Source organism: Streptomyces sp. NRRL S-340 (assembly GCF_000720185.1).
Taxonomy (GTDB): Bacteria; Actinomycetota; Actinomycetes; order Streptomycetales; family Streptomycetaceae; genus Streptomyces.
The window spans coordinates 31,069-55,997 of sequence record NZ_JOIY01000029.1 but is presented as its reverse complement, the minus strand read 5'-3'; the positions used below and the strand labels follow the sequence as shown (position 1 = coordinate 55,997).

The window sequence follows — 24,929 nt, the reverse complement described above, 5'->3', positions numbered from 1 at the left end:
AGCGCCCCGAAGTCCTGGCGGTCCGGTACGGCCCCGTGCCGTTCCCGCGTGCCCGGGGCGGGCGGTCCTCTCCTCTGCGCGCTGGTCCGTGCCGGGCAGGGACCGGAGCCGGCGGTGGCCGGCCGGGCGGGCAGCGGCTGTGGTGGCGTACGGACAGGTGCGGCGGCCCCGGAGTCCCACCGAACCGGTCCCGCCGGCGGGTGGTAGGAGCTGACCGGTCGTCGCCGGCCGCCGCCCCTGGGGCACCCCTGGCAGCGTTAGTGGAATTTTCAATCACCTGGTTCCGTTGTGGGCCTCGAAGGAGGTCACCAGTGGACACCAAGTACTACGACCACGGGGCCCCGGCGGAGCGCTGGGACCGGGCACGGATGTTCTTCGACGCCAGGGACTACGCCGGTGCCGCGCGCGTGCTGAACGGACTCGTCGAGGAGGTGCCGGAGCAGACCGGCCCGCGGCTGCTGCTGGCGCGCGCCTACTACCACTCCGCCCAACTGCGCCGCGCCGAAGCCGAGTTGCGCGTCATCGTGGAGCGCGACCCGGTGGAGCACTACGCCCGGCTGATGCTGGGACGCACCCTCCAGCGTCAGGGGCGGCACGAGGAGGCCGCCACCCACCTGCGGCTCGCCTCGGCCCTCGCCGGAGAGTTCGCCGGATCCGCCGACGAGGCCGACGGTGAGGTCTCCGGAGGGTGACGCAGCCCCCGGCGGGTGACGTGCCTGCCGTGACCCGGGCCGCGCCGGCGGGTGGGCCCGGTCTGCGGCCGTGGGCCGGGCCCACCGGTGGGCGGCCCACGGCCCTGATGTTCCCCTGGCCCTACAGCGGCGTCGCCGTCTGCAGGACCAGGAACAGGGTGACCGCCGAGTTCGCCGAGGACATCGCGGACACCACGGTGCCCGCCGCCGCTCCCCACGCCGCGGCGCCGGCCGCCGTGAACGCCGGCGGCCAGTCCCGGACGGCGGGCGCCGGTGCCAGCAGCGCCGCCACCCGGCGCGGGACCGGGCCGGTGGCGGCCAGCGCCGCGAGCGTGGGCGCCGGCGCGGTGGCCGACAGCAGCGCCGCCCTGCCGATGGCCCGGGCCACCGTCCGCCGGTCGCCGACCGCGCGGGCGGCCTCTTCGTCGGCCCACCGTTCGGCGGTGTAGGCGACGGCGGAACGCAGCGGGCGCAGGAACGGATTGGCGCGCGCCGCCAGGTGGACGGCGAGCAGATGGCGGTGGTGCCGGGCCGCCAGGTGGGCGCGCTCGTGCGCGAAGAGCGCGCGCCGCTCGGCCGGGGCGAGTCCGTCGAGCAGGGCCGTGGTGACGACGATCCGCCCGCGCGCGCCGGGCAGGGCGTACGCGTACGGGGTGCTGTCGGGGAGTACCGCGACCGTGGAGCCGCGCAGCCCGGTCAGGGCCCGGCGGGCGCGCCGGGTCACCCGGCGGTGGCGCCACAGCGTACGGGCGCAGGCCGCCGTGACCGCGGCCAGGGCCGGGATCGCCGCGCGGCCGGCGACGCCGTCGTACGGCACGGCGGCTCTGACCTCGGGGTCGGCCCAGCCGTCCGGCAGCGGGTTGCCGGGGAGTTGCGCGGTGCCGACCACCATGAGCAGGACGAGGCAGAGCGTGCTGCACGCCGCCATCACGACGGCGACGGCGGTCAGGAGCCGGGTGGCGGTGCGCGGGTGAAGGTGCAGTTCGGCCAGCCGGGCGACCGGCCAGGCGGTCAGCGGCAGCACCAGCGGCAGGAAGACGAAGACCCCCATCAGGTGTCAGTCCCTTCCGTCCTCTCCGTCCCCTTGTTCCGCTCCGCCCGGCCCGCCCCCTGCGTCCTGCCCGTCCTCGCGGTCCGGATCTTCCTCGCCGTCCCGCTCGCCCTCGTCGTGCCGCTCGTCCTCGTCCGCCGTCTCCAGCAGCGCGCGCAGAACCTGCTCGTCGCCGGGCGGCAGCGCGGTGACGAAGCTGGCGAGGACCGCCTCGCGGTCGCGTTCCCCGTCCAGCAGGCGGCGCATCCTGAGTGCCGCGAGCCGGGCCACGTCCGCCGTCGGCGTCCAGACGAAGGAGCGGCCCCGGCGCTCGCGGGAGACCACGTCCTTGGCGAGCAGCCGGGTCAGGATGGTGACGACGGTGGTGTAGGCCAGGTCTCCGCCGAGCCGCTCCTGCACCCAGGCCGCGGTCACGGGGCCGTCCGCCTCCCGGAGCGCGGCGAGCACCTGGCCCTCCAGTTCCCCCTGCCTTCGCCGGGTCCGCCGGTCCTGCGGCGCCATGTCCGTCTCCCTCCGGCGTCGACGTGCCGGACCACGCTACTTCACTCCGTGGCATGCTGGCGCGATGGCTTCTCCCAGTGCGCCCACCCCCCTCGCCGAGCGGGTCGAGGAACTCCTGTCGGCCGACGGTCCACTGCCCATCGTCGCGGCCGGTGATCCGGTGCTGCGACGCGCCGCCGAGCCGTTCGACGGCCAGTTGGAGCCCGCGCTGCTGGCCCGGTTCACGCAGGCGCTGCGCCTGACCATGCGCGCGGCGCCGGGTGTGGGCCTGGCCGCCCCGCAGGTCGGGGTGGGGCTGCGGATCGCGGTCGTCGAGGACCCGGCACCGGTGCCGGAGGAGGTACGGGTGGCCCGGGGCCGGGTGCCGCTGCCGTTCCGGGTGCTGGTCAACCCCTCGTACGAGCCGGTCGGCGCGGAGCGGGCCGCGTTCTTCGAGGGGTGCCTGAGCGTGCCGGGCTGGCAGGCGGTGGTGGCCCGGCACGCCGAGGTGCGTGTGCGGGCGCTCGACGAGCACGGGCACCCCGTGGACGAGGTGTTCACCGGCTGGCCCGCCCGCATCGTGCAGCACGAGACCGACCACCTCGACGGCACCCTGTACCTGGACCGCGCCGAGTTGCGCTCGCTGGCGTCGAACGAGGCGATGGCGGCGCGGTGGGCGCAGCCGACGCCCGAGGAGGCCGCGCGCGCCCTCGGCTTCCCCCTGCGCTGACCGGGCCCGAAGGCCTGCCGCGGCCCCTTCAGCCGCGGTAGGCCTCCAGCAGCCGCAGCCACACCTCGCTGATGGTCGGGTACGAGGGGACGGCGTGCCACAGGCGGTCGACGGGGATCCGCCCGGCGACGGCGACGGTCGCCGAGTGGAGCAGTTCGCCGACGCCGGGGCCGACGAAGGTGACGCCGCGCAGGATCCGTTCGTCGAGGTCGACCACCATGCGGGCGCGGCCCCGGTAGCCCTCGCCGTACAGCCCCGCACCGGCGACCGAGGTGAGGTCCACGTCGACGGCGCGGACCCGGTGGCCGGCCTGTTCGGCTTCCGCCAGCGACAGTCCGACGGCGGCGGCCTCGGGGTCGGTGAAGACGACCTGGGGGACGGCGTGGTGGTCGGCGGTGGCGGCGTGCGGGCCCCAGGGGGCCGGTTCGCCCGAGGCGGTGCCGGCGGCGCGGGCGCCGATGGTGTCGCCCGCGATCCGGGCCTGGTACTTGCCCTGGTGGGTGAGCAGCGCGCGGTGGTTGACGTCGCCGCAGGCGTAGAGCCAGTCGGTGCCCTCGACCCGCAGGGTGTCGTCGACCGTGAGCCAGGAGCCCGGTTCCAGGCCGACGGTGTCCAGGCCGATGTCGTCGGTGCGCGGGGCGCGTCCGGTGGCGAGGAGGATCTCCTCGCCCTCGATGCGCTCGCCGGTGCCGGTGACGGCCACGACGGTGCCGTTCTCGCGGGTCACGGATTCCACGGAGGTGCCGGTGCGCAGCTCGGCGCCCGCCTCGGTGAGCGCGTCGGCGACGAGTTCACCGGCGAAGGGTTCCATGCGGGGCAGCAGTCCCTTGCCGCGCACCAGCACGGTGACCTGGGAGCCGAGGGCCTGGAAGACGGTGGCCATCTCGGTGGCGACCACACCGCCGCCGACCACGATCAGCCGCCGCGGCACCTTCTCGGCACTGGTGGCCTCCCGGCTGGTCCACGGCCTGACCTCGTCGAGACCGGGCAGGTCGGGCAACTGGGCGCGGGTGCCGGTGCAGACGACGACGGCGTGCCGGGCGGTCAGGGTCTTGAGCGCGCCGTCCGGACCGGTGACCGTCACGGTGCGCGGGCCCGCGAGCCGGCCGTGGCCGCGGTGCAGGTCCGCTCCGATGCCGTCCAGCCATCCGACCTGCCCGTCGTCGTGCCAGTGCGAGGTGTACTCGTCGCGGCGGGCGAGGACCGCGGCCGTGTCCAGCGGTCCCTGCACGGCTCGGCTCAGTCCGGGCAGGCGGCGGGCGTCGGCGCGGGCGATGACCGGGCGCAGCAGTGCCTTGCTGGGCATGCAGGCCCAGTACGAGCATTCGCCGCCGACGAGTTCGCTCTCCACGATCGCGGTGGACAGGCCTGCGGCGCGGGTGCGGTCGGCCACGTTCTCGCCGACCGGGCCGGCGCCGAGCACGACGACGTCGTACGTGAGGGTTTCCGTTTCCGTCATGGGGTCAGTCTGGTGGGTGGTGTGCCCGCAGGCCACATGGGTACGCGCGCGGAGCACTGCGTTGCACGCACGGAATAGCCCGTAGGGTCGGCCGTGTTGTGCGGACGGCTCAACCCGACACCAGGAAGAGGACACGCCATGAGCAGCACCGTGGAGCTGACCAAGGAGAATTTCGACCGGACGGTCACGGAGAACGAGTTCGTTCTCATCGACTTCTGGGCGTCCTGGTGCGGGCCGTGCCGTTCGTTCGCCCCGGTCTACGAGAAGGCGGCCACGGACAACCCCGACCTGGTCTTCGGCAAGGTGGACACGGAGGCGCAGCCGGAGCTGGCGGCGGCCTTCGGGATCCAGTCGATCCCGACGCTGATGATCGTCCGTGACCAGGTGGCCGTGTTCGCGCAGCCGGGCGCGTTGCCCGAGGCCGCTCTGGCGGATGTGATCGGGCAGGCCCGTGAGCTGGACATGGACGAGGTCCGCAAGGCGGTGGCCGAGCAGCAGGCGCAGGCGGGACAGTCCGGCGAGTAGACGCCGGTGACCTGCTCCGGCGGCGGTCGTGGTGGCGGGGGGGGCCCTCCCGGGTGGGGGAGGGCCCCCGCCGCCGTTCCCGGACGTCGTCGTCCTGAGCCGCGCGGTCAGCTGGACTCGCGGTGGACCACCGCCGCCCCCAGGACGGCGTGCCGTTCGGGCTCGCCGCCCGGCTCGCGCACGGCGCGGTCGACGAGGGCGGCCAGGTCGCGGCCGGCGGGCAGGTCGATGTGCACGGTGCTCAGCCGGGGCCGCAGCAGCCTGCCGAGCATCAGGTCGTCGGCGCCGACGACGGCCGTGTCCTCGGGAATGCGCAGGCCCGCGTCCTGGAGGGCGCGCATCAGGAGCATGGCGTACTCGTCGTTGTAGGCGAAGACCCCGTCCAGGCCGAGCGCGCGCCAGCGGGCGGCTAGGCGGGCGGCCGACTCCTCGTCGTAGCCGAGGGGCAGTTCGGTGACGGTCGCGCCGGTGCCGCGCAGGGCGCGCCGTACGCCCTCCAGGCGGGGCCGGGAGAAGACGTCGAGGCCGGGTTCCTCCGGCATGACGACACCGATGCGGCGCCGGCCGCGGCTGTGCAGGTGGGCGCCGGCGTGGTGGCCGACGCCGCGGTGGTCCATGAGGAGGGCGTGCGCGCCGTCGACGGGTTCGGGTCCCAGGGTGACGACGGCCCGTGCGCCCGAGCGGCGGAGCACCGCGACGCCTTCCGGGCCGATCATGGAGCCGGGCACCAGGACGGCGACCGGCCGTAACTCGGCCCAGGCGCGGGCGGTCTCCTCGCCGCGCGGTCCCCTGCCGGCGTGCTGCACGACGGTGTAGTCGAGGCGGCCGAGCGCCCACTGGAGTTCGTTGACGAACCCGTTGTACAGCGGCCCCATGGGGATGGCCGGCGTGGGCATCAGGACGACACGGCTGTGTCCGGCGCGCAGGCTGCGCGCGGCGGCGTGGGGTACGTATCCGAGTTCCTCGGCGGCGGCGCGGACCCGGCGGCGGGTGGCTTCGCTGATGCGGACGGCGCCGGTGTCGTTCAGGACGTAGGACACGGTCGCGCGCGAGACGCCCGCCAGGCGGGCCACATCGGCACTCGTGGGGACGGAGTGCCGCGGTGCCGGCGTCGATGCGGGCGCGGCGGGTTGCGGAATCTGCACCATGACGTACGGCATCTTGGCAGAAGCGGGACGGGGCCCGATGTGCGGGGGAGGCTTCCCGGACTTCCCGGCCGGGGCGGACGGGGGTGGCCGGGAACGAGGGGGAAGCGGGTCGGCGGCCGGGAACTCGGGGAAGCCGTTCGCCCGGGAGCGGACGGGAACGAGGGGAAGCCGCCCGTCGGTTGGTGGCGGATGCCGAGCGTGCGGTCGCCATCCTGGCCCGAACATGTTCGTGACGAACTTGTTCGTAACGAACATGTTCGGTACCGTGTGAGCGTGACAGCACATCCCAGCGCTTCGCGCAGCCGCCGCGACCGTCCCGCCAAGCCCGCCCTGAGCAAGGAGGGCATCGTGGCCGCCGCCGTCGCCGTCCTGCGCGCCGAGGGACTGGAGAAGGTGACCATGCGGCGCCTTGCCCAGGAGCTCGACACCGGTCCCGCCTCCCTCTACGTGTACGTGCGCAACACCGCCGATCTGCACGCGGCCGTCCTCGACGAGCTGCTGGGAACGGTCGAAGCGGCCCCCGCGCCGGAGGAGGGCGACTGGCGCGAGCGGCTGGAGCGGGTGCTCACGGCGTACACCGCGATGCTCCACGAGCACCCGGGCCTCGCCCGCTCCGCGCTCACCGCCCGGCCGAGCGGACCGCACTACCTGAACCTGATCGAGACCCTGCTCGCCCTGCTCGGGCAGGGGGGTGTGCCGCCCGCCCGCGCGGCGTGGGGCGTGGACCTGCTGCTCCAGCACGCGACGGCGACGGCCGCCGAGCACTCCGCGTACGAAGGACGGACCGGCGGACAGGAGGAGTGGGACGCGCTCACCGACGCCGTGCACGGCGCCTCGGCCGCCACCCACCCGCACATCGCCGCCCTCGCCGCCCCCCTGCTGGCCGGGACGCCCGAGGAGCGCCTGTCCTGGGGCATCCGGGCGGTGATCAGCGGCATCGAGCACACGCCGGTGCCCGACTGACCGCGACGAAACCGCGAAACGCGCCCCGGTCCCCCGCAGCCCCGCCCCTCCCCCCGCCGACCCGAGGAGAACCCACGTGCCCACCACACCTGCCCACCATCCCATCGCCGTGATCGGCGCCGGCCTCGGCGGGCTCACGCTCGCCCGGGTGCTGGCCGTGCACGGCATCGAGGCGGCGGTCTTCGACCTCGACGCCTCCCCCGCCGCGCGCACCCAGGGCGGCATGCTCGACATCCACGAGGACTCCGGCCAGGCGGCGCTGCGGGCCGCCGGTCTGCACGAGCGGTTCCGGGAACTCGTCCTGCCCGGCGGCCAGGCCACACGCGTGCTGGACCGGCACGCCGTCGTCCTGCTGGACGAGCCCGACGACGGCACCGGCGGCCGGCCGGAGATCGACCGGGGCGACCTGCGGGACCTGCTCCTCGGCTCCCTGCCCGGGAACACCGTCCGCTGGGGCGCCAAGGTCACCGGGGCACGCCCGCTGGGCGGTGGCCGGCACGAGGTGGCGCTCGCCGACGGCACGGTGTTCACCACGGACCTGCTGGTCGGCGCCGACGGCGCGTGGTCGCGGATCCGTCCGCTGGTCTCCGCGGCGCGGCCCGCCTACAGCGGCGTGTCCTTCGTCGAGGCGGACCTTCTGGAGGCCGATCTGCGTCATCCGGTCGCCGCCGGAGTGGTGGGCGACGGGTTCTTCTTCGCACTGGGTGCGGGCCGCGGCTTCCTCGCGCACCGCGAGACGGACGGCAGCGTGCACGTGTACGTGGCCGTCGAGGCGCCGGAGGACTGGCTCGACGGCATCGACTTCCACGACACCGAGGCGGCCAAGGAGCGGGTCCTCGCCCACTTCGACGGCTGGGACAAGAGCCTGCGGTCCCTGGTCGCCGACGCCGACGGCCCGCTGGTGCCCCGGCGGATCCACGCGCTCGCGGTCGGTCACCGGTGGGACCGGGTCCCCGGGGTCACGCTGCTGGGCGACGCGGCGCACCTGATGTCGCCGTTCGCCGGCGAGGGCGCCAACCTCGCCATGCTCGACGGCGCCGAACTGGCCGGTTTCCTCGCCGCCCGGCCCGATGACACCGAGGCCGCCCTGAGCGCGTACGAGGAGCGGATGTTCCCGCGCAGCGAGGCGTCGGCGGCACAGTCGGCGCACAGCGCGGCCCTGCTGTTCCGCGAGGACGCGCCCCAGGGCCTGCTGGACATGTTCGCCGCCCACGGCTGAGAGCTGCGGACAAAAGCGGGTTCCGGCCAGCGGGCGGTGTCCGGTGCGTGCGATCGCAAGGCGCCGGAAGGTCCTTGGAGCGCAGCTGCCAGGGCCTTCCGGCAGCGCGGCGGGGGCGCGTGCCGGACATCGCCCGCCGGGGCCCACTCTTGTCCGCAGCTCTGAGCGCGGCCGGCCACCGGCGGACCTGGAGCGGGCACACCGGACGCCGGGCGCAGGACCCGCCCCTGTTTCAGGGGCCGGGGACCGCCCACGGGAAGCCCGGAAACGCGATCAGCGGGGCTCCCGGGCCGGGGCGGGCGTCCGGCGCGGCCCGGGAGACCCGGGAGACGGGGCCAAGGGGCTCAGCCGGGCTGCCCGGCACCCGTCAGGCGGTCGACCAGGTCGTACCAGCCGGCCTGGAGCCGCTCCATCGGCATCTGGCACTGCCGGGTCAGGTGGTGGAGCAGCGCGGCCTCCAGGTAGCCCATCAGCGCCTGGGCGAGGAGTTCGGCGTCCGCACCGGGGACCGCCTGGCGCAGCAGCATGACGACATGGGCGTGGCGCACCCGGCGGGCCGGTACGAGGAAGCGGCGGTCCGGACAGGGTTCCGCGGCGAGCTGCAGTTCCAGGTCGTCGGCGGCGCGGCGCAGCGCGGCACAGCCGAAGGCCCGCAGCCGCTCCACGGGCGGCGCACCGGGGCCCAGGGGAGGCGGGCCGCTGAGGAAGGAGGCCTGGAACTTGCTCTCGGAGTGGTCCAGCAGGGCGGTGAGCAGTCCGGTGCGGTCGCCGAAGCGGCGGAAGACCGTGCCCTTGCCCACCCGGGCGGCCGCCGCCACCGCCTCCATCGTGACGCCCGCCGCGCCGTGCTCCGCGACCAGGCGGGCCGCGGCGTCCAGCAGCCGGGCGCGGTTGCGTGCCGCGTCGGCACGCAGGCAGGGCTCGTCCGAACCGGCGCCGAGTTCGAGCAACACCGGTTGTTCTGAGGGCTCTTGAGGCGTGGGAAAGGGCGGCAGAGCGCTGGACATGAAGACAGCGTAAAGCATGGGGAACACAACTGGACCGCGGTCCGTTTAATCTGGTAGAAAATTAAACGGACCTCGGTCCGGTTGGTTACGGCAGTGTTTCACCCCTTGGAGTCCCCCATGTCTGTTCGCATTCTCGCGCTCGTCGGCAGCCTGCGCGCCGGCTCGCACAACCGCCAGCTCGCCGAGGCTGCCGCGAAGCTCGCGCCCGAGGGCGCCGAGGTCCAGGTCTTCGAGGGCCTGGCCGACGTCCCGTTCTACAACGAGGACCTCGACGTCGAGGGCAGCGTGCCGGCCGCCGCCGTCAAGCTGCGCGAGGCCGCCCTGGCCGCCGACGCCTTCCTGCTCTTCTCCCCCGAGTACAACGGCACCATCCCCGCCGTCCTGAAGAACGCCATCGACTGGCTGTCCCGTCCGTACGGCGCCGGCGCCTTCGGCGGCAAGCCGGTCGCCGTCATCGGCACCGCGCTCGGCCAGTACGGCGGCGTGTGGGCGCACGACGACACCCGCAAGGCCGTGGGCATCGCCGGCGGCAAGGTGATCGAGGACATCAAGCTCTCCATCCCGGGCTCCGTGACGCGCTTCACCGAGACGCACCCGGCGGACGACGCCGAGGTCGCCGGCCAGCTGACCGAGGTCGTCGCCCGCCTGCGCGGCCACGCCGACGAGGTCATCGCCGCCTGAGCGAGCCTTACCACCGGGAGGGCCGGAGCCGTGCGCGGCTCCGGCCCTCCTTGCCGGGGGCACCCGCCCGGGCGGGTACACGGGGGGCGGCGCGTCCGCGAGCGGGCGTGCCGCCGTACACGTCGTACCCCGGCAAGGAGACGCCATGGAACCGGTCCCGCCCCCGTTCGACCCGGAGCTGGCCGCCGCACTGCAGGAGGCCGGCGACCTGGCCCGGCCCGGGCTCACCCCCGAGGACATCGCCGCCGCCCGGCGGGACGGGGACGCGGCCTCGGAACTGTCGGCCGCGCTGGACCTGACACTGGGCGGCGCCTTCGAGGCGGCGGACCGGACGGTCCCCGGCCCCCCGGGCGCCCCGGCCGTCTCCCTGCTCGTCTGCCGCCCCACGGCGGCGGCGCCCGGCACCGCGCGGCCCGTGCTGTACCACGTGCACGGCGGGGGCATGGTCCTCGGGAACAACCGGCTCGGCGTGAACACGGCCCTCGACTGGGCTCAGGAACTGGACGCGGTCGTGGTGTCGGTGGAGTACCGGCTGGCACCGGAGCACCCGCACCCCGCGCCCGTGGAGGACGTGTACGCGGGACTGGTGTGGACGGCCGGACACGCCGCGCGCCTGGGCGGCGACCGGGAGCGGATCGTGCTCGTGGGCGCGAGCGCGGGCGGGGGTCTCGCCGCCGCCCTGGCCCTGCTGCTGCGCGACCGCGGGGGCCCGCGTCCGCTCGCGCAGATGCTGCTGTCCCCGATGCTCGACGACCGCAACGACACGCCGTCCGCCCACCAGATGGCGGGCGTCGGCCCCTGGGACCGCACGGCCAACGAGACGGGGTGGTCGGCCCTGCTGGGCGAGCGGCGCGGTGGCCCGCACGTGTCGCCGTACGCCGCGCCGGCCCGCGCCCGGGACCTCGCCGGCCTGCCGCCGGCCTTCCTCGACGTCGGCTCCGCGGAGACCTTCCGTGACGAGGTCGTCGCCTACGCCTCCCGCCTCTGGCAGGCCGGGGGCGCCGCGGAACTCCACGTCTGGCCGGGCGGCTTCCACGGCTTCGACGGCCTCGCCCCCGGGGCGGCCCTGTCCCGCTCGGCGCGGACCGCCCGGCTGGACTGGCTGCGCAGGGTGCTCGCGAGGGGGTGAGACCGCGCGCGCCGGGCGTCCACGACGGCCGGTGAGGAGCCCTGCCCGCCCCGGATTCGGGCACACAACTGTCACCGGCCGCGGTTGTCTGCCAACATCGTGCAAAGGCGGAGCGAACGGGGCGCGTGGTGTCGCAGTCGATCGAGGACTCATGGCGGGTGCGGATTCTCGGCTCGGACAACACACCGGTGGGATCGGGTGTTCTGGTGGACGGGGGGCGGGTGCTGACGTGTGCTCACGTGGTGCAGGGCGCGCTGGAGCTGGCGGAGGACGAGTCCCCCGAGGGGCTGAGCGTCACGGTCGACCACCCGGGTTCCCTCAGCCGTGAGGTGTCGTACGCCTCCGTCCTGCCGCAGGGCTGGGCCCCGGCCGACCGGGAACGCGCGGACGTCGCGGTCCTGGAACTGACCGGCGCTGCGCCCTCCGGCTGCGTCCCGGCCCGGCTGCGTGCGTGCGGTCCCGTGCGGGAGCGGGCCGTGCGGGTCTTCGGCCAGTCCTCGGCCGCCGCACCCGGCGTCTGGGTGACGGCGCGGCTGCTCGGCGCGGGCGGTCTGAGCCCGGACTGGGTGCAGCTGGAGAGCCCGGAGGGGTCCGAGGAGCGGGTGCGGGGCGGATACAGCGGGGCGGGCGTCGTCGACGCGGACGGGTACGTCATCGGCGTCGTCGTCGCCGTGCGCCGCCCGGCCGGGTCCCGCACCGCGTGGATGATCCCCGTCGAGGCCGCCGTGCGCTACTGCCCGCTGCTGGCCGACGCCGTGCACGGCGGCCCCGCGCCGGCGCCCGCCTGGCCGCGCGGCGCGGACCGGGAGCTGACCACCGCGCTGGTGAAGCTGCCGAGCATGCGCGACCCCCAGCGCCGCGAGAGCGTGCTGCGCGACGCCGGGGACGAGATCTTCGACCTGGCCGAGCGGTCACCGGTCCTGGTCGAGGACGTACGCGGGGTCGTGGCGCTGTGCCTGCAGTACGCGGACGGCATCGACCGGCTCGCCGCCGCGCTGCGCTGGTACGAGCGGGGGTCGCTGCCGATGCGCGAGTTCGAGCGCGTGGTCCTGCGGCTGCGCGGCGACGCGGGGACCACACCGTGACCGGCACCGCCGGCACACCGCGCACGGACCTGTTCTGGGAACTGGCCGGCCTCATCGCCCACATCCCCGGACTCGGCCACCCGCTGCCGCTGCGGCGCGCCGCGGAGGCGTTCGCCGAACGGTTCGGACCGGTGGACACCGAACGTTCCGGCATGCTCAGGGAGGACCTCTACGCGACGCTGCGGGCGTGCGACACCTACCCCGATGGGCTGCGGTTCTACCTCGACCGGCTGGGCAGCGGGCGTACCGGGACGCTGGCGTGGGCGGCCGTCGAGCAGATGTACCTGCGGCTGTACCCGGAGCGGCTGCTCACGGCCGCCGAGCGCGACGAGCTGTGCGCGCTGCTCGCCCAGTGCCCCGCCGCCACGCCGCTGGAGCCGCTCGCGCGGCGCTTCCTGCCCTTCCTTCCGCGGCCCGCGGGCGGGGAGACCGGCGGCCCCGGAGCGGTCGCGGAACTGCTCGACGCCCTGGAGGACGCCCTGGTCCTGGCGGACGAGGCGCATCCGCTGCTCTCGTTCGTCGAAGCCGTGGCGGCCTGCCAGCAGCGGCCGCTGGAGGCCGGGCTGCAGGCCTGGAACGACAAGGTGGCGCACCGCATCGGCTGCCCGCCCGAGCTGCTGCGCAGGGTCCGCTTCCGGGAGCGGGCCCGGCTCGGGCGGCCGGCCGAGCCGTACCGGCTGCTCGTGGAGATCGTGGCGCACCCGGCCGCCCCCGACGAGTACCACGTACGGGGCTGGCTGCTGTCCCCCGCCCAGGGACCGCACTCCCTGCTCGCCGACTGCAGGGTGGCCTCCCGGGCCGCGCTGGAGGAGACGGTCGCCGCTGTGCACCAGAGCGCGCTGGAGCGCCTCGGGGAGCTGAGCGCCGGGCTCAAGGTGGAGTTCCTGCTGCCCCGGCCGCTGCTGTGGCTGGACGTCGACCAGTTCCTGGTCCGGCCGGCCGGTTCGGTGGCCCGCCCCATCGGCGCCGACCACACGGTCCTGGTGCGCAGCCGCGACCGGTTCCACAAGCGGTACTGGTGGCCCGCGCTGCACCGCCGCCTGGCCTGGCTCGAGACCCATCCGGACGGCGTTTTCGAGGCCCCGGCCGTACGGTACGTCGCGCACGGCCGTGCCCCGGCCCCCTACGACCTGCTGAGCGAACTGCGCGACGGGGAGACGCCGTTCTGCTTCGTCCTGCTCGACCCGCCTGCCTACGACGGCGATCTGGCGGCCGATCCGGTCTACGTCCTCCTGGAGGTGGGTATTCCGGCCATCGTCGCGCTGCGCCGCCAGGGCCACCACGCCGAGGCGCGGCCCCAGTTGTGGAATCTGCTGGCCGGAAGGTTGGATGCGCTGCCCGACCGGGTACGACATCTGCGGGGCGTCGGTCCGGGCGGCGGTGGGTCAGCGGTGACGCTGGACCTGCATCGCCACGTCACCCTAGTGTGGGACAGCCAAGACGGACTGGAGGGGGCGGAGGCCGCGCTCGGGCATCCGCGGACCGGGGGTGGCAGGCCATGACCGGGGAGACGACCGATCAGCGTGAGGCACGGCAGCCCCGTCCTCCCGCCTGGTGGGTGTTCCGGGACAACGGCGCGCAGCACGCGCCGTCCGAACCGCTGCCCCCGCTGCCCGCCCCGCCGCCCTGGCGGCGCTTCCGGCCGGACACCGACAGCCCGCCGCTGGACATCCCCGACCCGGGCGACCACTGGGACGTGGAACGGAAGCTGGGCTCGCGCCGGGCGGGCACCCTGGACCACGCCGTCGTCGACGTCATCAACGCCGCGATCCAGCTGCGCCGCCCGCTGCTGGTCACCGGGCAGCCGGGCACCGGCAAGTCCAGTCTGGCCCACCAGATCGCCGCCGAGCTGGGCCTGGGCCGGGTGCTGTGGTGGCCGGTGGTCAGCCGTACGACTCTGCGCGACGGCCTGTACGACTACGACGCGATCGGCAGGGTGCAGGACGCGCCCGTCGGGACGGGCCCCGGCCTCAAGCGCGAGCCGCTGCCCGACGTGGGCCGCTATCTGACGCTCGGTCCGCTCGGCACGGCGCTGCTGCCCTGGAAGCGGCCCCGGGTGCTGCTCATCGACGAGCTGGACAAGAGCGACATCGACCTGCCCAACGACCTGCTGCACATCTTCGAGGAGGGCGAGTTCCGCATCCGCGAGCTGGAGCGGCTGGGCCAGTCCCGGCGCGAGGCGAGCGTCGGCACGGCCGACCACGGCTCACCGGTCGTGGTGCGCGACGGGCGGGTGCGCTGCTCGGAGTTCCCGGTCGTGGTGATCACCAGCAACGGCGAACGCGCGTTCTCGCCCGCCTTCCGCCGCCGCTGCCTGGAGGTGGAACTCGCCGCTCCGGACGAGGCACGGCTGGCCGCGATGGTCGAGGCCCACTTCGGTGCCGGACGCGACCCGCGGGCGGCGGAGCTGGTCCGCGCGTTCCTCCAGGAGCGCGGGGACGGCTCACTCGCCGCCGACCAGCTCCTGAACACCGTGCACATGCTCACGAACGGCGCCGCCGACGCCGACGAGGCGTCCTGGACGCAGTTGCGGGCGGCGCTGTGGCGCAGCCTTGCGACGGACGCCTCGCCATGACCGGCGGGGCGGCCCGGTCGCCGTCGGCGCGGGAGTGGGCGGAGGCGATCTGGCTGGCGGAGCGCGTCGGGACGGCCGGGGGCGCCCTGCCGGACCGGGCCGTGCCGGGCCGTGTGCCGCCCCGGGCCGGCGGCCCCGGGGACTTACCGCCCGCGGACGCGTCCGGGGCCCGGGAGGCACCGCCCGCCGGCGCCGCGCCGGACGCCGCCGACGGCAGGCACGCGGGGCCCGGGAGCCGGGGCGCCGGGCCGCCCGCCGGCCGCTCCCCCGCCGAGAACGCTCCCTCCGCGGACTCCCCCGCCACCGGTCCCCCTTCCGGAGCCGACGCGGACGGCCCTCCGCCGCACGCCCCGGAGAAGTCCGCGACTCCAGCGGGTGACGGGCAGGACGAGGCGGCGTCCGGCGCACCGTCCGGGCGCCTGGTCCGGGGGCCGCTGACCGACATGGGGACCCCGGTGGGCGCGCCGCCGCTCTCCGTCCCGCTGTTCGACTCCGACACCCGCCCGGGAGTGCTGCGCGACCCGCTCCGGCTGGCCCGCGCCCTGCGCCCCCTCAACCGGCGGATCCGCTCGCGCCGCAGGTTCACCCTGGACGAGGAGCGGACCGCGGTCCGGTCGGCGGAGCTGGGCCGGTGGAGTCCCGTGCCGGTCGACGTGCCGGACCGGTGGTTCGAGGTCGCGCTCGTCGTCGAACAGAGCGTGTCGATGACCGTGTGGCGGGGCGTCGCCGACCGGTTCGCGGAACTGCTGCGCCGTCAGGGCGCGTTCGCCGACGTACGGGTGTGGTGGCTGGACACCCGCGGCGGGAAGGCGGCGCGGCTGCGCTCCCACCACGGCGGCCCGGCCCGCGCCCCGGACGAGCTGTTCCACCCGCAGGGACGCCGGCTGGTGCTGCTGATGAGCGACTGCGTGGGGGACGCCTGGGCGTCCGGCAGCGTGCCCCGGCTGCTGCACCGCTGGGCGCGGCACACCCCGGTGGCGGTGCTCCAGCCGCTGCCCAGCCGGCTGTGGGACCTGTGCGAGGCGGTGCCACGGGACGTACGGGTGCGCGCCCTGGCGCCCGGGCTGCCCAACGCGCTGCTGCTCCTGCGGCACGGCGCGCGCTGGGTGCGGCCCGGTGCGCTGCCCGTGCCGGTGCTGGAGATGGAGGCGTCCTGGTTCACGGGCTGGGCGCGCATGGTGGCCGGTGAGGCGCCCTCGCACAGTGACGTGGCGGCCCTGCTGGTGGACGAGCAGGGCCTGGCCCCGGAGTGTCTGCCGCCGCTCGCCCCCGAGCACCGGCCCCGCCCGGTCTCCCCGGAGCAGGCGGTAGGGCGTTTCCTGCGGCACGCCTCCCCGCAGGCGCGGCGGCTCGCCGCCCAGCTGGCGATGGTCCCGTTGCGGCCGGAGGTCGTGGGGGCGGTGCAGCGCCTGCTGGGGCGGGCGGGCGGCCCGCTGCCGTTCGCGGAGATCCTGCTCGGCGGTCTGCTCGCGGCGGACAGCGGCCCGCGGGCCGACCGGCCCGGGGGCGCGGGAGCGGGCGCCGGGGCGCGGGACGAGGGCCCGCGCTTCGAGTTTTTGGACGGCGTACGCGACCGGCTGCTGTTCGGCCTCGGACGCACCGAGACCCTGCGCACGCTGCAGGAGGTCTCGCAGATCGCCGGCCGGGTCATGGGCGCCCGCTCCGGGCTGCTGGGCACGCTGGTGGCCGCGCCCGCCGATCTGGACGGGACCGCGCTCGGACCGGCCGACCAGGAACTGCTGTCGGCGGCCGCACCCGCCCTGGCCGCGCTCGGACCGGCCTACGGAGGCGCACTGGCCCGCGCACGGGCGCATTCGTCTTTGGGCGGGCCCGCCGGCGGGGAGGACAGCGGGCGTCGGCCCGCCTCGTCCGGCGCGGCGGCACCGCCCACCACTCCACCTCCCAGGGAACCGGCTCAGCGCATGGAGGACGTGTCGATGGACCCCGCCCCTTCCCGTACGACGCCACAGGCCGCGGGCGTCGAGCGGCCCGGCCCGCCCGTGGGGAGCACCCACACGCCGGCGGCCGGGACCCCGCTGCCGGCCCGGCTGCCGCGGACCATGCCGCTGCCCCAGGCCTCCTACTTCACCGGCCGGGAGGAGGAGCTCGACAGGCTGCGGGCCATGCTGCACGGGGGCGACCAGGTGGCCGTCCTGCCGTACGCCCTGTACGGGATGGGCGGGGTCGGCAAGACGCGGCTGGCCGTGGAGTACGTGCACCGCCACCACACGGAGTACGAGCGGATCTGGTGGATCGACGCCGAGCAGCCCGCCGTGATCCGCCAGCAGCTCGCCTCACTGGTGCCGGACTTCGGCGCGGCGGCCGAGGGCCCCGGCGACCCGGTGGACCGGGTCCTGGCGGCGATGTCGACCGGGGAGCCGTTCCGCCGCTGGCTGCTGGTGATGGACAACGCCGGGGCGCCCGAGGACGTGGTCCCCTACATCCCCTCGCTGCTCGGGGTGGCGCAGGGCGCGGGGCACGTCCTGGTCACCTCCCGTCACTCCGGCTGGGCCGACCGGGTGCACGCGCTGCACGTGGACGTGTTCTCCCGGCAGGAGAGCATCGGCTTCCTGCGCCGGCGCACGCCCTGGGCCACCCCGGAGGAGGCCGAACGGCTCGCCGAGTCCCTGGGCGACCTGCCGCTGGCGCTGGAGCACTCGGTGGCGGCGCAGGCCCAGTCCGGCATCGGCACCGGCGCCTACCTGGACCTCCTCGAGAACCGCCGCCAGGAGCTGCTGGCGGAGCCCCCGTCCTCGGGCGTGCGGCCGGTCGCGGCGACCTGGCGGGCCTCGGTGGACCTGCTGCGCGCGCAGAACCCGCAGGCGCTCGGACTGCTGCGGCTGCTGGCCTTCTTCGGACCCGAGCCCGTCGCGCAGTCGTTCCTGCGCGACGCACGGCTGCTGAACCTTCCCGACGACCTCGCCCCGGTCGCCCGCGACGAGCTGGCCCGCGGCCGGGCGGTGCGGGCCATCAACCAGTTCTCGCTGCTGAGCGTCAACGCGGCCACCGGCACCCTCCAGGTGCACCGGCTGCTCAGCGGCGTCCTGCGGGACGAGCTGTCCGACGAGGAGGCCACCAGGCTGCGGCACCTGGTCCACGAGATCATCGCCGCGCACGACCCCGGTGACTCCCAGCGCCCGGAGAACTGGCGCAACTACGCCGACATCCTGCCCCACCTCGAACCGTCCGGCCTGCTGGACTGCGGGGACGCCAAGGCCCGTGACACGGCGCTGAGCATCCTGGGTTACGTCATCGCGCGCGGTGACTTCCGCGGTGCCGTCCAGCTGGCCGGGAAGGTCGCCGGCATCTGGCACACGGCGCTGGGCCCCGACCACGTCCAGACGCTGTGGGCGCGCCGGCAGCAGGCGAGCGCGCACTGGCAGCTGGCCGAGTTCGAGGACTCGCGGCGGATCAACGAGGACGTCCTGGCCAGACTGCGCGCCACGTTGGGCGACGACCACGAGTTCACCCTCACCGTGGCCGGGGCCACCGCCGCCGACCTGCGCGCGGCGGGCCGCTTCCCGCAGGCGCTGGCCCTGGACCGGGACGCCTACGACCGCAGCGTCCAGCTGCACGGCGAGCAGAACCCGCACGTGCTGACCGTGGGGCACAACTACAGCGTGAGCCTGCGCGTCAACGGCCTGTACGAGGAGGCGCTCGCCCTCGACCAGCGCATCCACGACGCCCGGCTGGAGATCCTCGGCCCCACCGCCCGCTCCACGCTCTTCTCCATCAACAACGTGGCGCGCGACATGCGCGAGTGCGGCCGGTACGCGGACGCGATGATCCTGCAGAGCAGTACGGTGGCCCGCTACCGCGAGCAGTACGGCGACCGGCACCCGCACACGGCACGCGCGATCAAGAACTTCTCGGTGACCTGCCGCAAGGCCGGCGACTTCGAGCAGGGACTCGCCCTGGCCCGGGAGGCGCTGGAGCTGTACCGGACGCTGTTCGGCCAGGACCACGTCGACACGCTGGCGGCGCTGACGAACATCTCCAACGACCTCAGACTGACCGGGGATCCGGCGGCGGCGCGCGAGCACAGCGCCGAGGCGCTGCGCCGCTACCGGTCCGTGCTGGGTCCGGTGCATCCGCTGACGGGCGTGGCCGGTGTCGACCACGGGGCGGCGCTGCGCGCCTCGCACCAGCACGCGGAGGCCAGACGGGTCGACGAGGAGACGGTGGCGGCGCTGGCGGCGGCGCTCCCGGACGACCATCCGTGGCTGTTGCTGGCCCGCGTCAACCTCGCCACCGACCTGGCGCACGGGGGCGAGCCGGAGGCGGCGCGGACGCTGGGCGAGCAGTGCGCCCGCGCGCTGGAGGCCCGTTACGGCGACCGCCACCCGGCGACGCTGGCGGCGCTGACCAACGTGGCCCTGGACACGGCGGCCACCGGCGACGAGGAGGCCGCCGAGGAACTGCTGACGTCGGTGCGGCGCCGTTATCTGGCGACCCTCGGCCCCGACCACCCGGAGAGCCGCGGCGCCGCCGCCGGGATCCGCGCGGAGTGCGACATCGAGCCCCCGCCGATCTGACCCGCGCCTGTCCGCCGGCCCGGGGCGCCGGGCGGCCCCCCGGCGGGCGCCGTCCGCCGCGCGCGGGCGCGGCCCAGGTCACGGCGGTGCGTCGTCCCACTCGGCGAGGACGTCGCGCAGGGCGCGCAGGAGCAGGTGCCCGTTCTCGGTGAGCCAGCCGCCGCGTTCCAGCTCGTCGGCGGCCCGGCGGACGGTACGCCGCCACCGCTCGTAGGGCGCGTGGGCGGCCCGGTCGCCCAGGGCCGCCTCGGTGCGCCAGAACGCGGCGGTCACGAGGAACGCCGAGGCGCCCTGGAGCAGGGCAGAGGGCGGCCGGGGACGCTCGCTCCAGGGGGCGTGGCCGCGGGCGCCGGGCGGCGCGTCGAGCAGCCGGGTGAGGTCCTGCAGGGCGTACAGGAGCGAGTGCTGCGTCTCGTGGACGAGCGCGGCGGCGAGTTCGGCGGGGTCGTCGAGCGGTGCGAGGGCGACGAGACCGTAGGCGTCGCTGAAGGAGGCGCTCAGCCAGCGGCCGGAGGTGCCGGCGGGAGCCCGCGGGGGCAGGGGGACGACGGCGCGGACGGTGCCGCGCACCGCGTCGGCCCGGTCGGGGTGGCGGGCGGCGAGGTGCCGCCAGGCCGCGCCGAGCCGCTCCCGCCAGCGGGCGAGTTCGCCCGCTGGCGGCGGCCCGGGGTCGTCGAGGGAGGGGTGGGAGTCGAGGCGTAGGCGCAGTCGCGGGCCGGGGCCCGCGAGGGTGAGGTGCGGCAGGGGCGCCCAGCCGGGCGCGGTCCGCCCTGGGGCGTCCGGCACGGTGACGGTGACGGTGGTCCCGGGGCCGTGGGCGGTCACGGTGGTGCCCTGGGGGCCGCCCGCGACGTGCGCGGCGCGCGCGTGGGGGGCCAGGGCGGCGCGGCCGAGTCCGGGCAGGCGGAGAGTGCCGTCGTGGACCGGGACGTCGAGGCGGAAGGTGAGGCCGGCGCGGTGCCCGGCGGCCACGGCGAGGGCGCCTACCGGGCCGGGCCGGCCGGCGCGCACGGCCTCGGCGAGCGCGGTTCCGGCGGCCGGGTCCGTGATCAGGTCGTCGAAGACTGCGGGTGCGCGGTGGCGTACGGCGGCCAGGAGGGCGACGGCCCGGGCGCGGCCGGGTCCGCCGCGCGGATCCTCGTGCAGGGCGCGCAGCAGCAGGAGGTTGCGGCTCGCGCGGGCGGTGCGCAGCAGGCGCACGGTGGCACCGTCCGGCGTGCCGCGGGCGAGTTGGTGCCACAGGCCGCCGGGCAGGGGCAGCGGGGGCGCGGGCGCGTCGGCCCGGTGGTCGTGCGTCAACGGCGGGTCCCGGCGGCTCGGTCGAGGTCGGCGCGCAGGACGTGGGCCACGTGCCGGATCAGGGCCATCAGGTCGGGGCAGTAGACGGAGGGGTTGAGGTAGCCGTTGTCGGCGCGGTAGCGGTGCGGGTAGTGGCCGCCGCCGCAGACGGTGCCGACCGGGCAGGCGCGGCAGGGCGCGGCCAGCGCCCGGGCACCGAGCTGGCGGGCCACGGCGCCGGGGTGGTCCAGGAGGACGTCGAAGGAGTGGCGGTGGACGTCCAGGCCGCTGCGGTCGGCTCCCTCGTAGGCGGACTTGAGCTGGTCGGAGAGGGTGAGGGCGCCGTCCGTGTCGACGACCGCGAGCTGGCAGGGGGCGCCGCCGATGGTCTCGGTGCGGGTGACGCCGCCGAGGAGGAGGTCGAGGACCGACTCGAAGAACGCGATGCGCACCGGTGGTCCGGGCGTGCCGTACCAGCGGTCGAAGACGGTGGCGAGCCACTGGCCGTAGGGGGTGTGGCCGGGGTCGGCGGTGCGACCCGGGGGGCGGTTCGTCCAGTTGCCCAGCGGCAGCAGGAGGCGGAGGGCGGGCGGGTCGTAGGACAGCAGGTGCTCGTAGGTGGCGAGCGGGTCGGCGGTGACGTCGACGGTGCACAGGATGCCGGCCCACACCTCGCGGTGGCCGGGGTCGGCGAGGCGGCGCAGGGCGGCGGCGACCCGGGCGTGGCTGCCGCGTCCGGCGTGGTCGCGGCGGGCGCGGTCGTGGGTGCGCGCGGTGCCGTCGAGGCTGACGGCGATCTTGATGTCCTCCTCGTGGCACATCCGCAGGACGTCGTCGTCGACGAGGGTGCCGTTGGTCTGGACGACGACCTCGGCCGTGGTGCCGGCCGGGAGGCGCGCGCGCAGGGTCCGGGTGAGGGTGCGCAGCAGGGGGGTTCCGGCGAGCAGCGGTTCCCCGCCGTGGAGGATGACACGCACGGAGCCGGGGCGGTGGTGTGCCGCGTGTTCGGCGATCCGGTGGCACACCTGTGCCGCCGTGTCCGGGGACATGGTGCGCGGCTGGGTCCGCCAGTGCCGGTCGGCGGCCTCGTACACGTAGCAGTAGGTGCAGGCGAGGTTGCAGCGGCTGTGCACCTTGACGACGAACTCCCTGAAGGGAAGCGGGCGTTCCCCGGCGGCGCGCAGGGCGGCGACGTCGAGGAGGTCGTCGGGCCACCGGCCGTGCGGGGCGCTGCCTGCGGGGGTCACGGGGCGGGGTCGGTGAGCCGGCGCGGTCCCTCGGAGGTGTCGCCTCCGGAGTCGTAGGCGGCCACCGGCGCTTCCTCGCCCGCCAGGTGGCGCAGGACGCGGCTCAGGGCCGCGGACAGCGCCGAGTCGGTGCCCTCCAGAATCTCCTCCAGGGGCAGCCCTGTCAGATCCGGCATGTCCGCCGTGCGCTCACCGGCCCCGCTCGGCATCGGCCTCAGCCCCCTGTCGCCACCGCCCGCTGACTGTCTGTTGATCCGACTTTGAGGATAACCAGAGGGACGTGGGCAGGTCAGCCCGTGATTCGGGCGCTGCCGACCGGTTCCGCTGGGGTGTATTGGACGGTTGTGCGATGGGGTGTCAGTATGCTGATGCTCCGTCATCCCCCGTTCGGAGCTGCGCGGTTGACCTTGCGCCGGGTCGGCCGTCACCCTGGCCGAGGGGGACGGTGTCGGGTGGCGGGAGTATGCGGGTGACAGCGGGGGCGCGTGGCACGGAAGAGCGTTCGAGGCGCTGGTCCTTACGGTCTTCGACCGTACGGTTGCTGCCGGTGGACGGCGCGGACGACTCACAGGCACGCTGGGTGCTGCCCGCCGTCCTCATCGGCGCCGTGGCGGGTCTGGGCGCCGCGGCACTGTTCGGGCTGCTCCACCTGTGCACCGGCTGGCTGCTGGAGTCGGTGGCCGGTTACCGGCCCTACCGGACGACGGCGGAGGGCGGATTCCTGGAGCTGGAGGGCTCCGGCCGGCCGTGGCTGGTGCCGCTGGTGGCCGGCGGCGGCGCCCTGGTCGCCACCGCGTTCGCGCTGTGGCTGGCCCCCGAGGCGCGCGGGCACGGCACGGACGCGGCCATCGCGGCGGCCCACCACGACCCGACGGGTATGCGCGGCCGGGTGACGGTGGTGAAGCTCGTGGCGTCGGCGCTGACGCTGGGCTCGGGCGGCTCGGGCGGCACGGAGGGGCCCGCGGCACAGATCTCGGCGGCCTTCGGTTCCGTCATCGCCAGGCGGACCGGCATGTCGCGCGAGCAGGCCCGGACCGCCCTGGTGATCGGGCTGGCCTCGGGGGTGGGCGCGATCTTCCGGGCGCCGTTCGGCGGGGCGCTGCTCGGGGCGGAGATGCTGCACCGGCGGGGCATGGACGCGCGGGTCCTGCCGAAGGCGCTGATCGCCTCCGTGTCGGGCTGGCTGACGTTCGGCGCCTGCTTCGGGTTCACGCCCGTACTGGGCCACCACGCGGGCGCGGCGGTGAGCGGTGCCGGGGAGTTCGCGCTGGTCGCCGTGGTGGGCATCGTGGCGGGCGGCGCCGGACGGCTGTACACGGCGTGCTTCTACGCGGTGCACCTGCGGGTGGAGGCACGCGCGCGCGGGCTGCTGTCCCGGCTCGCGGCGCCGACGGTCGGGGCGCTGCTGGTGGGCGGGCTCGGGCTGCTGGTCCCAGGGGTGCTGGGGACCGGGTACGGCCTCATGGAGGCGGTGACGCAGCGGCAGTTGCTGCTGGACCTCCCGCTGGCCGTGGTCCTCGCGCTGCCCCTGGCGAAGATCGTCGGAACGGCGCTGACGGTGGGGTCGGGCGGCTCTGGCGGGATCTTCGGGCCCGGCATGGTGGTGGGCGCGGGGGTGGGCGCCGCGCTGTGGCGGCTGGCCGAGCCGCTGGGCATCGCGCCGCACAGCCCGCTGGTCCCGGTGGCGGTCGGCATGGCGGCCTGTCTGGGCTCGGTGGCCCACGCTCCGCTCGGCGTGCTGGTGATGGTGGCGGAGATGCTCGGGGACGCCGCGCTGCTCGGGCCCGGCATCCTGGCCGTGCTGTGCGCGCAGGCCGTCACCGGCGGCACGACCCTGTACCGCAGCCAGCTGGAGCGGGTCGGTGACGTGCCGGACCTGGTGAAGGATCCGGTGCCCCCGGTGGACGTGGCGGCTCCGGCGCAGCGCACGGTGGTGGCTCCCGTGCGCCGGGAGCCACCGGACGCGGATCCCGTGGCGGTCAGGTCGACGGACCCGATGTCCCACTGAGGCCCGGCGCCGGGCTGTCACCGGCGCCCCTGCCGGGTCCGGTGTCCGGTCCGCCGACCGCCCCCGTGCCCTCTCCTCCGCCCCCGCCCCGGTCGCCGCCGTCGCCCCCGCCCTCGTCCTCGTCCTCGTCCTCGTCCTGCGGCAGCCGGTGTCCGGGGGTGGTCCGCTCCCAGACCACCTTGACCTTCACGTGCCCCTCGACGCCCGTCCGCGCGATGACCGCGCCCGCCTCCACGCTGAACTTCACCCCGAACTCCAGCTCGACGGTGGACGGCGGGGACGGCATCGCGGTGATCCGTCGCAGGGTGCGGCCGGCCACGTCCCGGATCTGGTCGAGGCCGGCCTCGAACCCGTCCACCGCCTCCTGCCGGGTGCCGCCGACGCGCCGCCGGGCACGCTCGACACCGGGGTCGTCGTCCGGCATCTCGACGTAGACCCCGGCGGATCCCCCGCCCAGATCGAAGCGCACCAGTTCCCCGCTCATGAACTCCCCCTCGCCGCCGCGTCCGGCACCGGCACCGCACGGGCGCCAGGGCGAGCACCTACCCCTTCGGTGCCCGTCCGAAGCATGCGCGAGCCACGGCCTGTCAGGCCGTCAAGCCGTCAAGCCGTCAAGCCGTCAAGCCGTCAAGCCGTCAGGCCGTCAGGCCGTCAGGCCGTCAGCAGGGCGATCCCCAGGGCGATCAGGACGGCGGCCTTGACGATCTCCAGGGCCACGTAGACCAGGTGGTCGTGCGACCGGGGGCCGTCCACCGCCTCCGCGCCGGACAGGACCCGGTCGGACCTGCGGTTCAGCCGGGGGCGGACGAGGACCAGCTGCACCAGCAGGAGGACGGCGACGGCCGCGGTCAGGGCGGTGACCGGAGCCGGGGCGCCGCCCAGGGCCACCGCGACGATCACCACGACGGCCAGCAAGGCCTCCACCAGGTTCAGTGCCCGGAAGACCATGCGGCCGATGCCCAGGCCGATGGGAATGGTCACGCCCGGGGCGCGGAACTTCAGCGGAGCCTCCAGGAAGGAGATGCCCAGCACCATGCCGAGCCAGACGAAGGTGACCGCGCTCGCCGTCGCGGCCGACGTGGTGTTCATCGATGTGCTGCCTCTCTGTCCGGGCGGA

The 24,929-nt window shown here is 75.6% G+C and carries 22 protein-coding genes; 12 read left to right on the top strand and 10 right to left on the bottom strand.

Annotation, left to right across the window (positions count from 1 at the left end):
- Nucleotides 1-311 precede the first annotated feature (311 nt).
- On the top strand, nucleotides 312-692 hold the full coding sequence (locus tag IG64_RS22825; RefSeq protein ID WP_051813245.1) for a tetratricopeptide repeat protein: 381 nt from the start codon (nucleotides 312-314) through the stop codon (nucleotides 690-692).
- Between the two features lie 121 nt (nucleotides 693-813).
- On the opposite strand, the gene IG64_RS22820 is transcribed toward IG64_RS22825, so the two are convergent.
- Nucleotides 814-1,743, bottom strand: coding sequence for a M56 family metallopeptidase (locus IG64_RS22820; RefSeq protein WP_037859201.1), 930 nt, complete (start codon nucleotides 1,741-1,743; stop codon nucleotides 814-816).
- A 6-nt stretch (nucleotides 1,744-1,749) separates the two neighbouring features.
- Complete coding sequence (locus tag IG64_RS22815; RefSeq protein ID WP_051813243.1) at nucleotides 1,750-2,244, bottom strand: BlaI/MecI/CopY family transcriptional regulator; 495 nt, start codon at nucleotides 2,242-2,244, stop codon at nucleotides 1,750-1,752.
- Nucleotides 2,245-2,308: 64 nt separating this feature from the next.
- Between IG64_RS22815 and IG64_RS22810 the strand changes: the two genes are divergently transcribed.
- Nucleotides 2,309-2,953, top strand: coding sequence for a peptide deformylase (locus tag IG64_RS22810; RefSeq protein WP_037859198.1), 645 nt, complete (start codon nucleotides 2,309-2,311; stop codon nucleotides 2,951-2,953).
- Nucleotides 2,954-2,981: 28 nt separating this feature from the next.
- On the opposite strand, the gene IG64_RS22805 is transcribed toward IG64_RS22810, so the two are convergent.
- The gene (locus IG64_RS22805) at nucleotides 2,982-4,412 is read right to left on the bottom strand and encodes a dihydrolipoyl dehydrogenase family protein (RefSeq protein ID WP_037859196.1); all 1,431 of its coding nucleotides are present in this window, start codon (nucleotides 4,410-4,412) and stop codon (nucleotides 2,982-2,984) included.
- Between the two features lie 138 nt (nucleotides 4,413-4,550).
- Here IG64_RS22805 and trxA point away from each other — a divergent pair, with 138 nt between their 5' ends.
- Nucleotides 4,551-4,937 carry a thioredoxin gene (trxA, locus tag IG64_RS22800; protein WP_037859194.1) on the top strand — a complete coding sequence of 129 codons (387 nt, stop codon included), beginning with the start codon at nucleotides 4,551-4,553 and terminating at the stop codon, nucleotides 4,935-4,937.
- Between the two features lie 107 nt (nucleotides 4,938-5,044).
- Here trxA and IG64_RS22795 read toward each other — a convergent pair whose 3' ends face one another.
- The gene (locus IG64_RS22795) at nucleotides 5,045-6,085 is read right to left on the bottom strand and encodes a LacI family DNA-binding transcriptional regulator (protein ID WP_078884159.1); all 1,041 of its coding nucleotides are present in this window, start codon (nucleotides 6,083-6,085) and stop codon (nucleotides 5,045-5,047) included.
- Between the two features lie 273 nt (nucleotides 6,086-6,358).
- Between IG64_RS22795 and IG64_RS22790 the strand changes: the two genes are divergently transcribed.
- Together IG64_RS22790 and IG64_RS22785 are read left to right on the top strand one after the other, a co-directional pair.
- The gene (locus tag IG64_RS22790; RefSeq protein WP_037859275.1) at nucleotides 6,359-7,048 is read left to right on the top strand and encodes a TetR/AcrR family transcriptional regulator; all 690 of its coding nucleotides are present in this window, start codon (nucleotides 6,359-6,361) and stop codon (nucleotides 7,046-7,048) included.
- A 76-nt stretch (nucleotides 7,049-7,124) separates the two neighbouring features.
- Nucleotides 7,125-8,267, top strand: coding sequence for an FAD-dependent oxidoreductase (locus IG64_RS22785; protein WP_037859191.1), 1,143 nt, complete (start codon nucleotides 7,125-7,127; stop codon nucleotides 8,265-8,267).
- A gap of 344 nt (nucleotides 8,268-8,611) precedes the next feature.
- On the opposite strand, the gene IG64_RS22780 is transcribed toward IG64_RS22785, so the two are convergent.
- Nucleotides 8,612-9,292 carry a TetR/AcrR family transcriptional regulator gene (locus IG64_RS22780; protein WP_037859273.1) on the bottom strand — a complete coding sequence of 227 codons (681 nt, stop codon included), beginning with the start codon at nucleotides 9,290-9,292 and terminating at the stop codon, nucleotides 8,612-8,614.
- 99 nt (nucleotides 9,293-9,391) lie between these two features.
- Here IG64_RS22780 and IG64_RS22775 point away from each other — a divergent pair, with 99 nt between their 5' ends.
- The 6 genes from IG64_RS22775 to fxsT all read left to right on the top strand — a co-directional run bounded on the left by IG64_RS22775 (nucleotide 9,392) and on the right by fxsT (nucleotide 19,279).
- Nucleotides 9,392-9,955 (top strand): NAD(P)H-dependent oxidoreductase, encoded by a 564-nt coding sequence (locus IG64_RS22775; protein WP_037859189.1) that lies wholly within the window; start codon nucleotides 9,392-9,394, stop codon nucleotides 9,953-9,955.
- Between the two features lie 145 nt (nucleotides 9,956-10,100).
- Complete coding sequence (locus IG64_RS22770; protein ID WP_037859187.1) at nucleotides 10,101-11,084, top strand: alpha/beta hydrolase; 984 nt, start codon at nucleotides 10,101-10,103, stop codon at nucleotides 11,082-11,084.
- 125 nt (nucleotides 11,085-11,209) lie between these two features.
- Complete coding sequence (locus IG64_RS37680; protein ID WP_158771623.1) at nucleotides 11,210-12,169, top strand: effector-associated domain 2-containing protein; 960 nt, start codon at nucleotides 11,210-11,212, stop codon at nucleotides 12,167-12,169.
- On the top strand, nucleotides 12,166-13,671 hold the full coding sequence (locus tag IG64_RS22760; RefSeq protein ID WP_037859185.1) for a hypothetical protein: 1,506 nt from the start codon (nucleotides 12,166-12,168) through the stop codon (nucleotides 13,669-13,671). Before IG64_RS37680 ends, IG64_RS22760 begins: the two co-directional genes overlap by 4 nt.
- Complete coding sequence (locus tag IG64_RS22755) at nucleotides 13,668-14,744, top strand: AAA family ATPase (protein ID WP_051813239.1); 1,077 nt, start codon at nucleotides 13,668-13,670, stop codon at nucleotides 14,742-14,744. The genes IG64_RS22760 and IG64_RS22755 overlap by 4 nt, the downstream gene beginning before the upstream one ends.
- On the top strand, nucleotides 14,741-19,279 hold the full coding sequence (gene fxsT / locus IG64_RS22750) for an FxSxx-COOH system tetratricopeptide repeat protein (RefSeq protein WP_037859179.1): 4,539 nt from the start codon (nucleotides 14,741-14,743) through the stop codon (nucleotides 19,277-19,279). Before IG64_RS22755 ends, fxsT begins: the two co-directional genes overlap by 4 nt.
- Before the next feature lie 78 nt (nucleotides 19,280-19,357).
- Here fxsT and IG64_RS22745 read toward each other — a convergent pair whose 3' ends face one another.
- From IG64_RS22745 to fxsA, 3 genes are read right to left on the bottom strand one after another with little or no spacing between them, the layout of a single operon-like run.
- Complete coding sequence (locus tag IG64_RS22745; protein ID WP_037859176.1) at nucleotides 19,358-20,578, bottom strand: HEXXH motif domain-containing protein; 1,221 nt, start codon at nucleotides 20,576-20,578, stop codon at nucleotides 19,358-19,360.
- Complete coding sequence (locus IG64_RS22740) at nucleotides 20,575-21,804, bottom strand: FxsB family cyclophane-forming radical SAM/SPASM peptide maturase (protein ID WP_037859172.1); 1,230 nt, start codon at nucleotides 21,802-21,804, stop codon at nucleotides 20,575-20,577. Before IG64_RS22740 ends, IG64_RS22745 begins: the two co-directional genes overlap by 4 nt.
- The gene (gene fxsA, locus IG64_RS41235; protein ID WP_158771621.1) at nucleotides 21,801-21,980 is read right to left on the bottom strand and encodes an FxSxx-COOH cyclophane-containing RiPP peptide; all 180 of its coding nucleotides are present in this window, start codon (nucleotides 21,978-21,980) and stop codon (nucleotides 21,801-21,803) included. The genes IG64_RS22740 and fxsA overlap by 4 nt, the downstream gene beginning before the upstream one ends.
- A gap of 371 nt (nucleotides 21,981-22,351) precedes the next feature.
- Between fxsA and IG64_RS22730 the strand changes: the two genes are divergently transcribed.
- Nucleotides 22,352-23,812 carry a chloride channel protein gene (locus IG64_RS22730; protein ID WP_158771619.1) on the top strand — a complete coding sequence of 487 codons (1,461 nt, stop codon included), beginning with the start codon at nucleotides 22,352-22,354 and terminating at the stop codon, nucleotides 23,810-23,812.
- On the opposite strand, the gene IG64_RS41660 is transcribed toward IG64_RS22730, so the two are convergent.
- Complete coding sequence (locus tag IG64_RS41660; protein WP_063758830.1) at nucleotides 23,784-24,296, bottom strand: CU044_2847 family protein; 513 nt, start codon at nucleotides 24,294-24,296, stop codon at nucleotides 23,784-23,786. The genes IG64_RS22730 and IG64_RS41660 overlap by 29 nt on opposite strands.
- A gap of 167 nt (nucleotides 24,297-24,463) precedes the next feature.
- Nucleotides 24,464-24,901, bottom strand: a complete 438-nt coding sequence (locus IG64_RS22720) for a hypothetical protein (RefSeq protein ID WP_037859167.1) — start codon at nucleotides 24,899-24,901, stop codon at nucleotides 24,464-24,466.
- Nucleotides 24,902-24,929: the final 28 nt, after the last annotated feature.

Coding starts and splice junctions, on each gene's coding strand:
- IG64_RS22820 (WP_037859201.1), bottom strand. CDS start 1,743: ATGGGGGTCTTCGTCTTCCTGCCGCTGGTGCTGCCGCTGACCGCCTGG.
- IG64_RS22815 (WP_051813243.1), bottom strand. CDS start 2,244: ATGGCGCCGCAGGACCGGCGGACCCGGCGAAGGCAGGGGGAACTGGAG.
- IG64_RS22810 (WP_037859198.1), top strand. CDS start 2,309: ATGGCTTCTCCCAGTGCGCCCACCCCCCTCGCCGAGCGGGTCGAGGAA.
- IG64_RS22805 (WP_037859196.1), bottom strand. CDS start 4,412: ATGACGGAAACGGAAACCCTCACGTACGACGTCGTCGTGCTCGGCGCC.
- trxA (WP_037859194.1), top strand. CDS start 4,551: ATGAGCAGCACCGTGGAGCTGACCAAGGAGAATTTCGACCGGACGGTC.
- IG64_RS22795 (WP_078884159.1), bottom strand. CDS start 6,085: ATGGTGCAGATTCCGCAACCCGCCGCGCCCGCATCGACGCCGGCACCG.
- IG64_RS22780 (WP_037859273.1), bottom strand. CDS start 9,292: ATGCTTTACGCTGTCTTCATGTCCAGCGCTCTGCCGCCCTTTCCCACG.
- IG64_RS22775 (WP_037859189.1), top strand. CDS start 9,392: ATGTCTGTTCGCATTCTCGCGCTCGTCGGCAGCCTGCGCGCCGGCTCG.
- IG64_RS22770 (WP_037859187.1), top strand. CDS start 10,101: ATGGAACCGGTCCCGCCCCCGTTCGACCCGGAGCTGGCCGCCGCACTG.
- IG64_RS22755 (WP_051813239.1), top strand. CDS start 13,668: ATGACCGGGGAGACGACCGATCAGCGTGAGGCACGGCAGCCCCGTCCT.
- fxsT (WP_037859179.1), top strand. CDS start 14,741: ATGACCGGCGGGGCGGCCCGGTCGCCGTCGGCGCGGGAGTGGGCGGAG.
- fxsA (WP_158771621.1), bottom strand. CDS start 21,980: ATGCCGGATCTGACAGGGCTGCCCCTGGAGGAGATTCTGGAGGGCACC.
- IG64_RS41660 (WP_063758830.1), bottom strand. CDS start 24,296: ATGAGCGGGGAACTGGTGCGCTTCGATCTGGGCGGGGGATCCGCCGGG.
- IG64_RS22720 (WP_037859167.1), bottom strand. CDS start 24,901: ATGAACACCACGTCGGCCGCGACGGCGAGCGCGGTCACCTTCGTCTGG.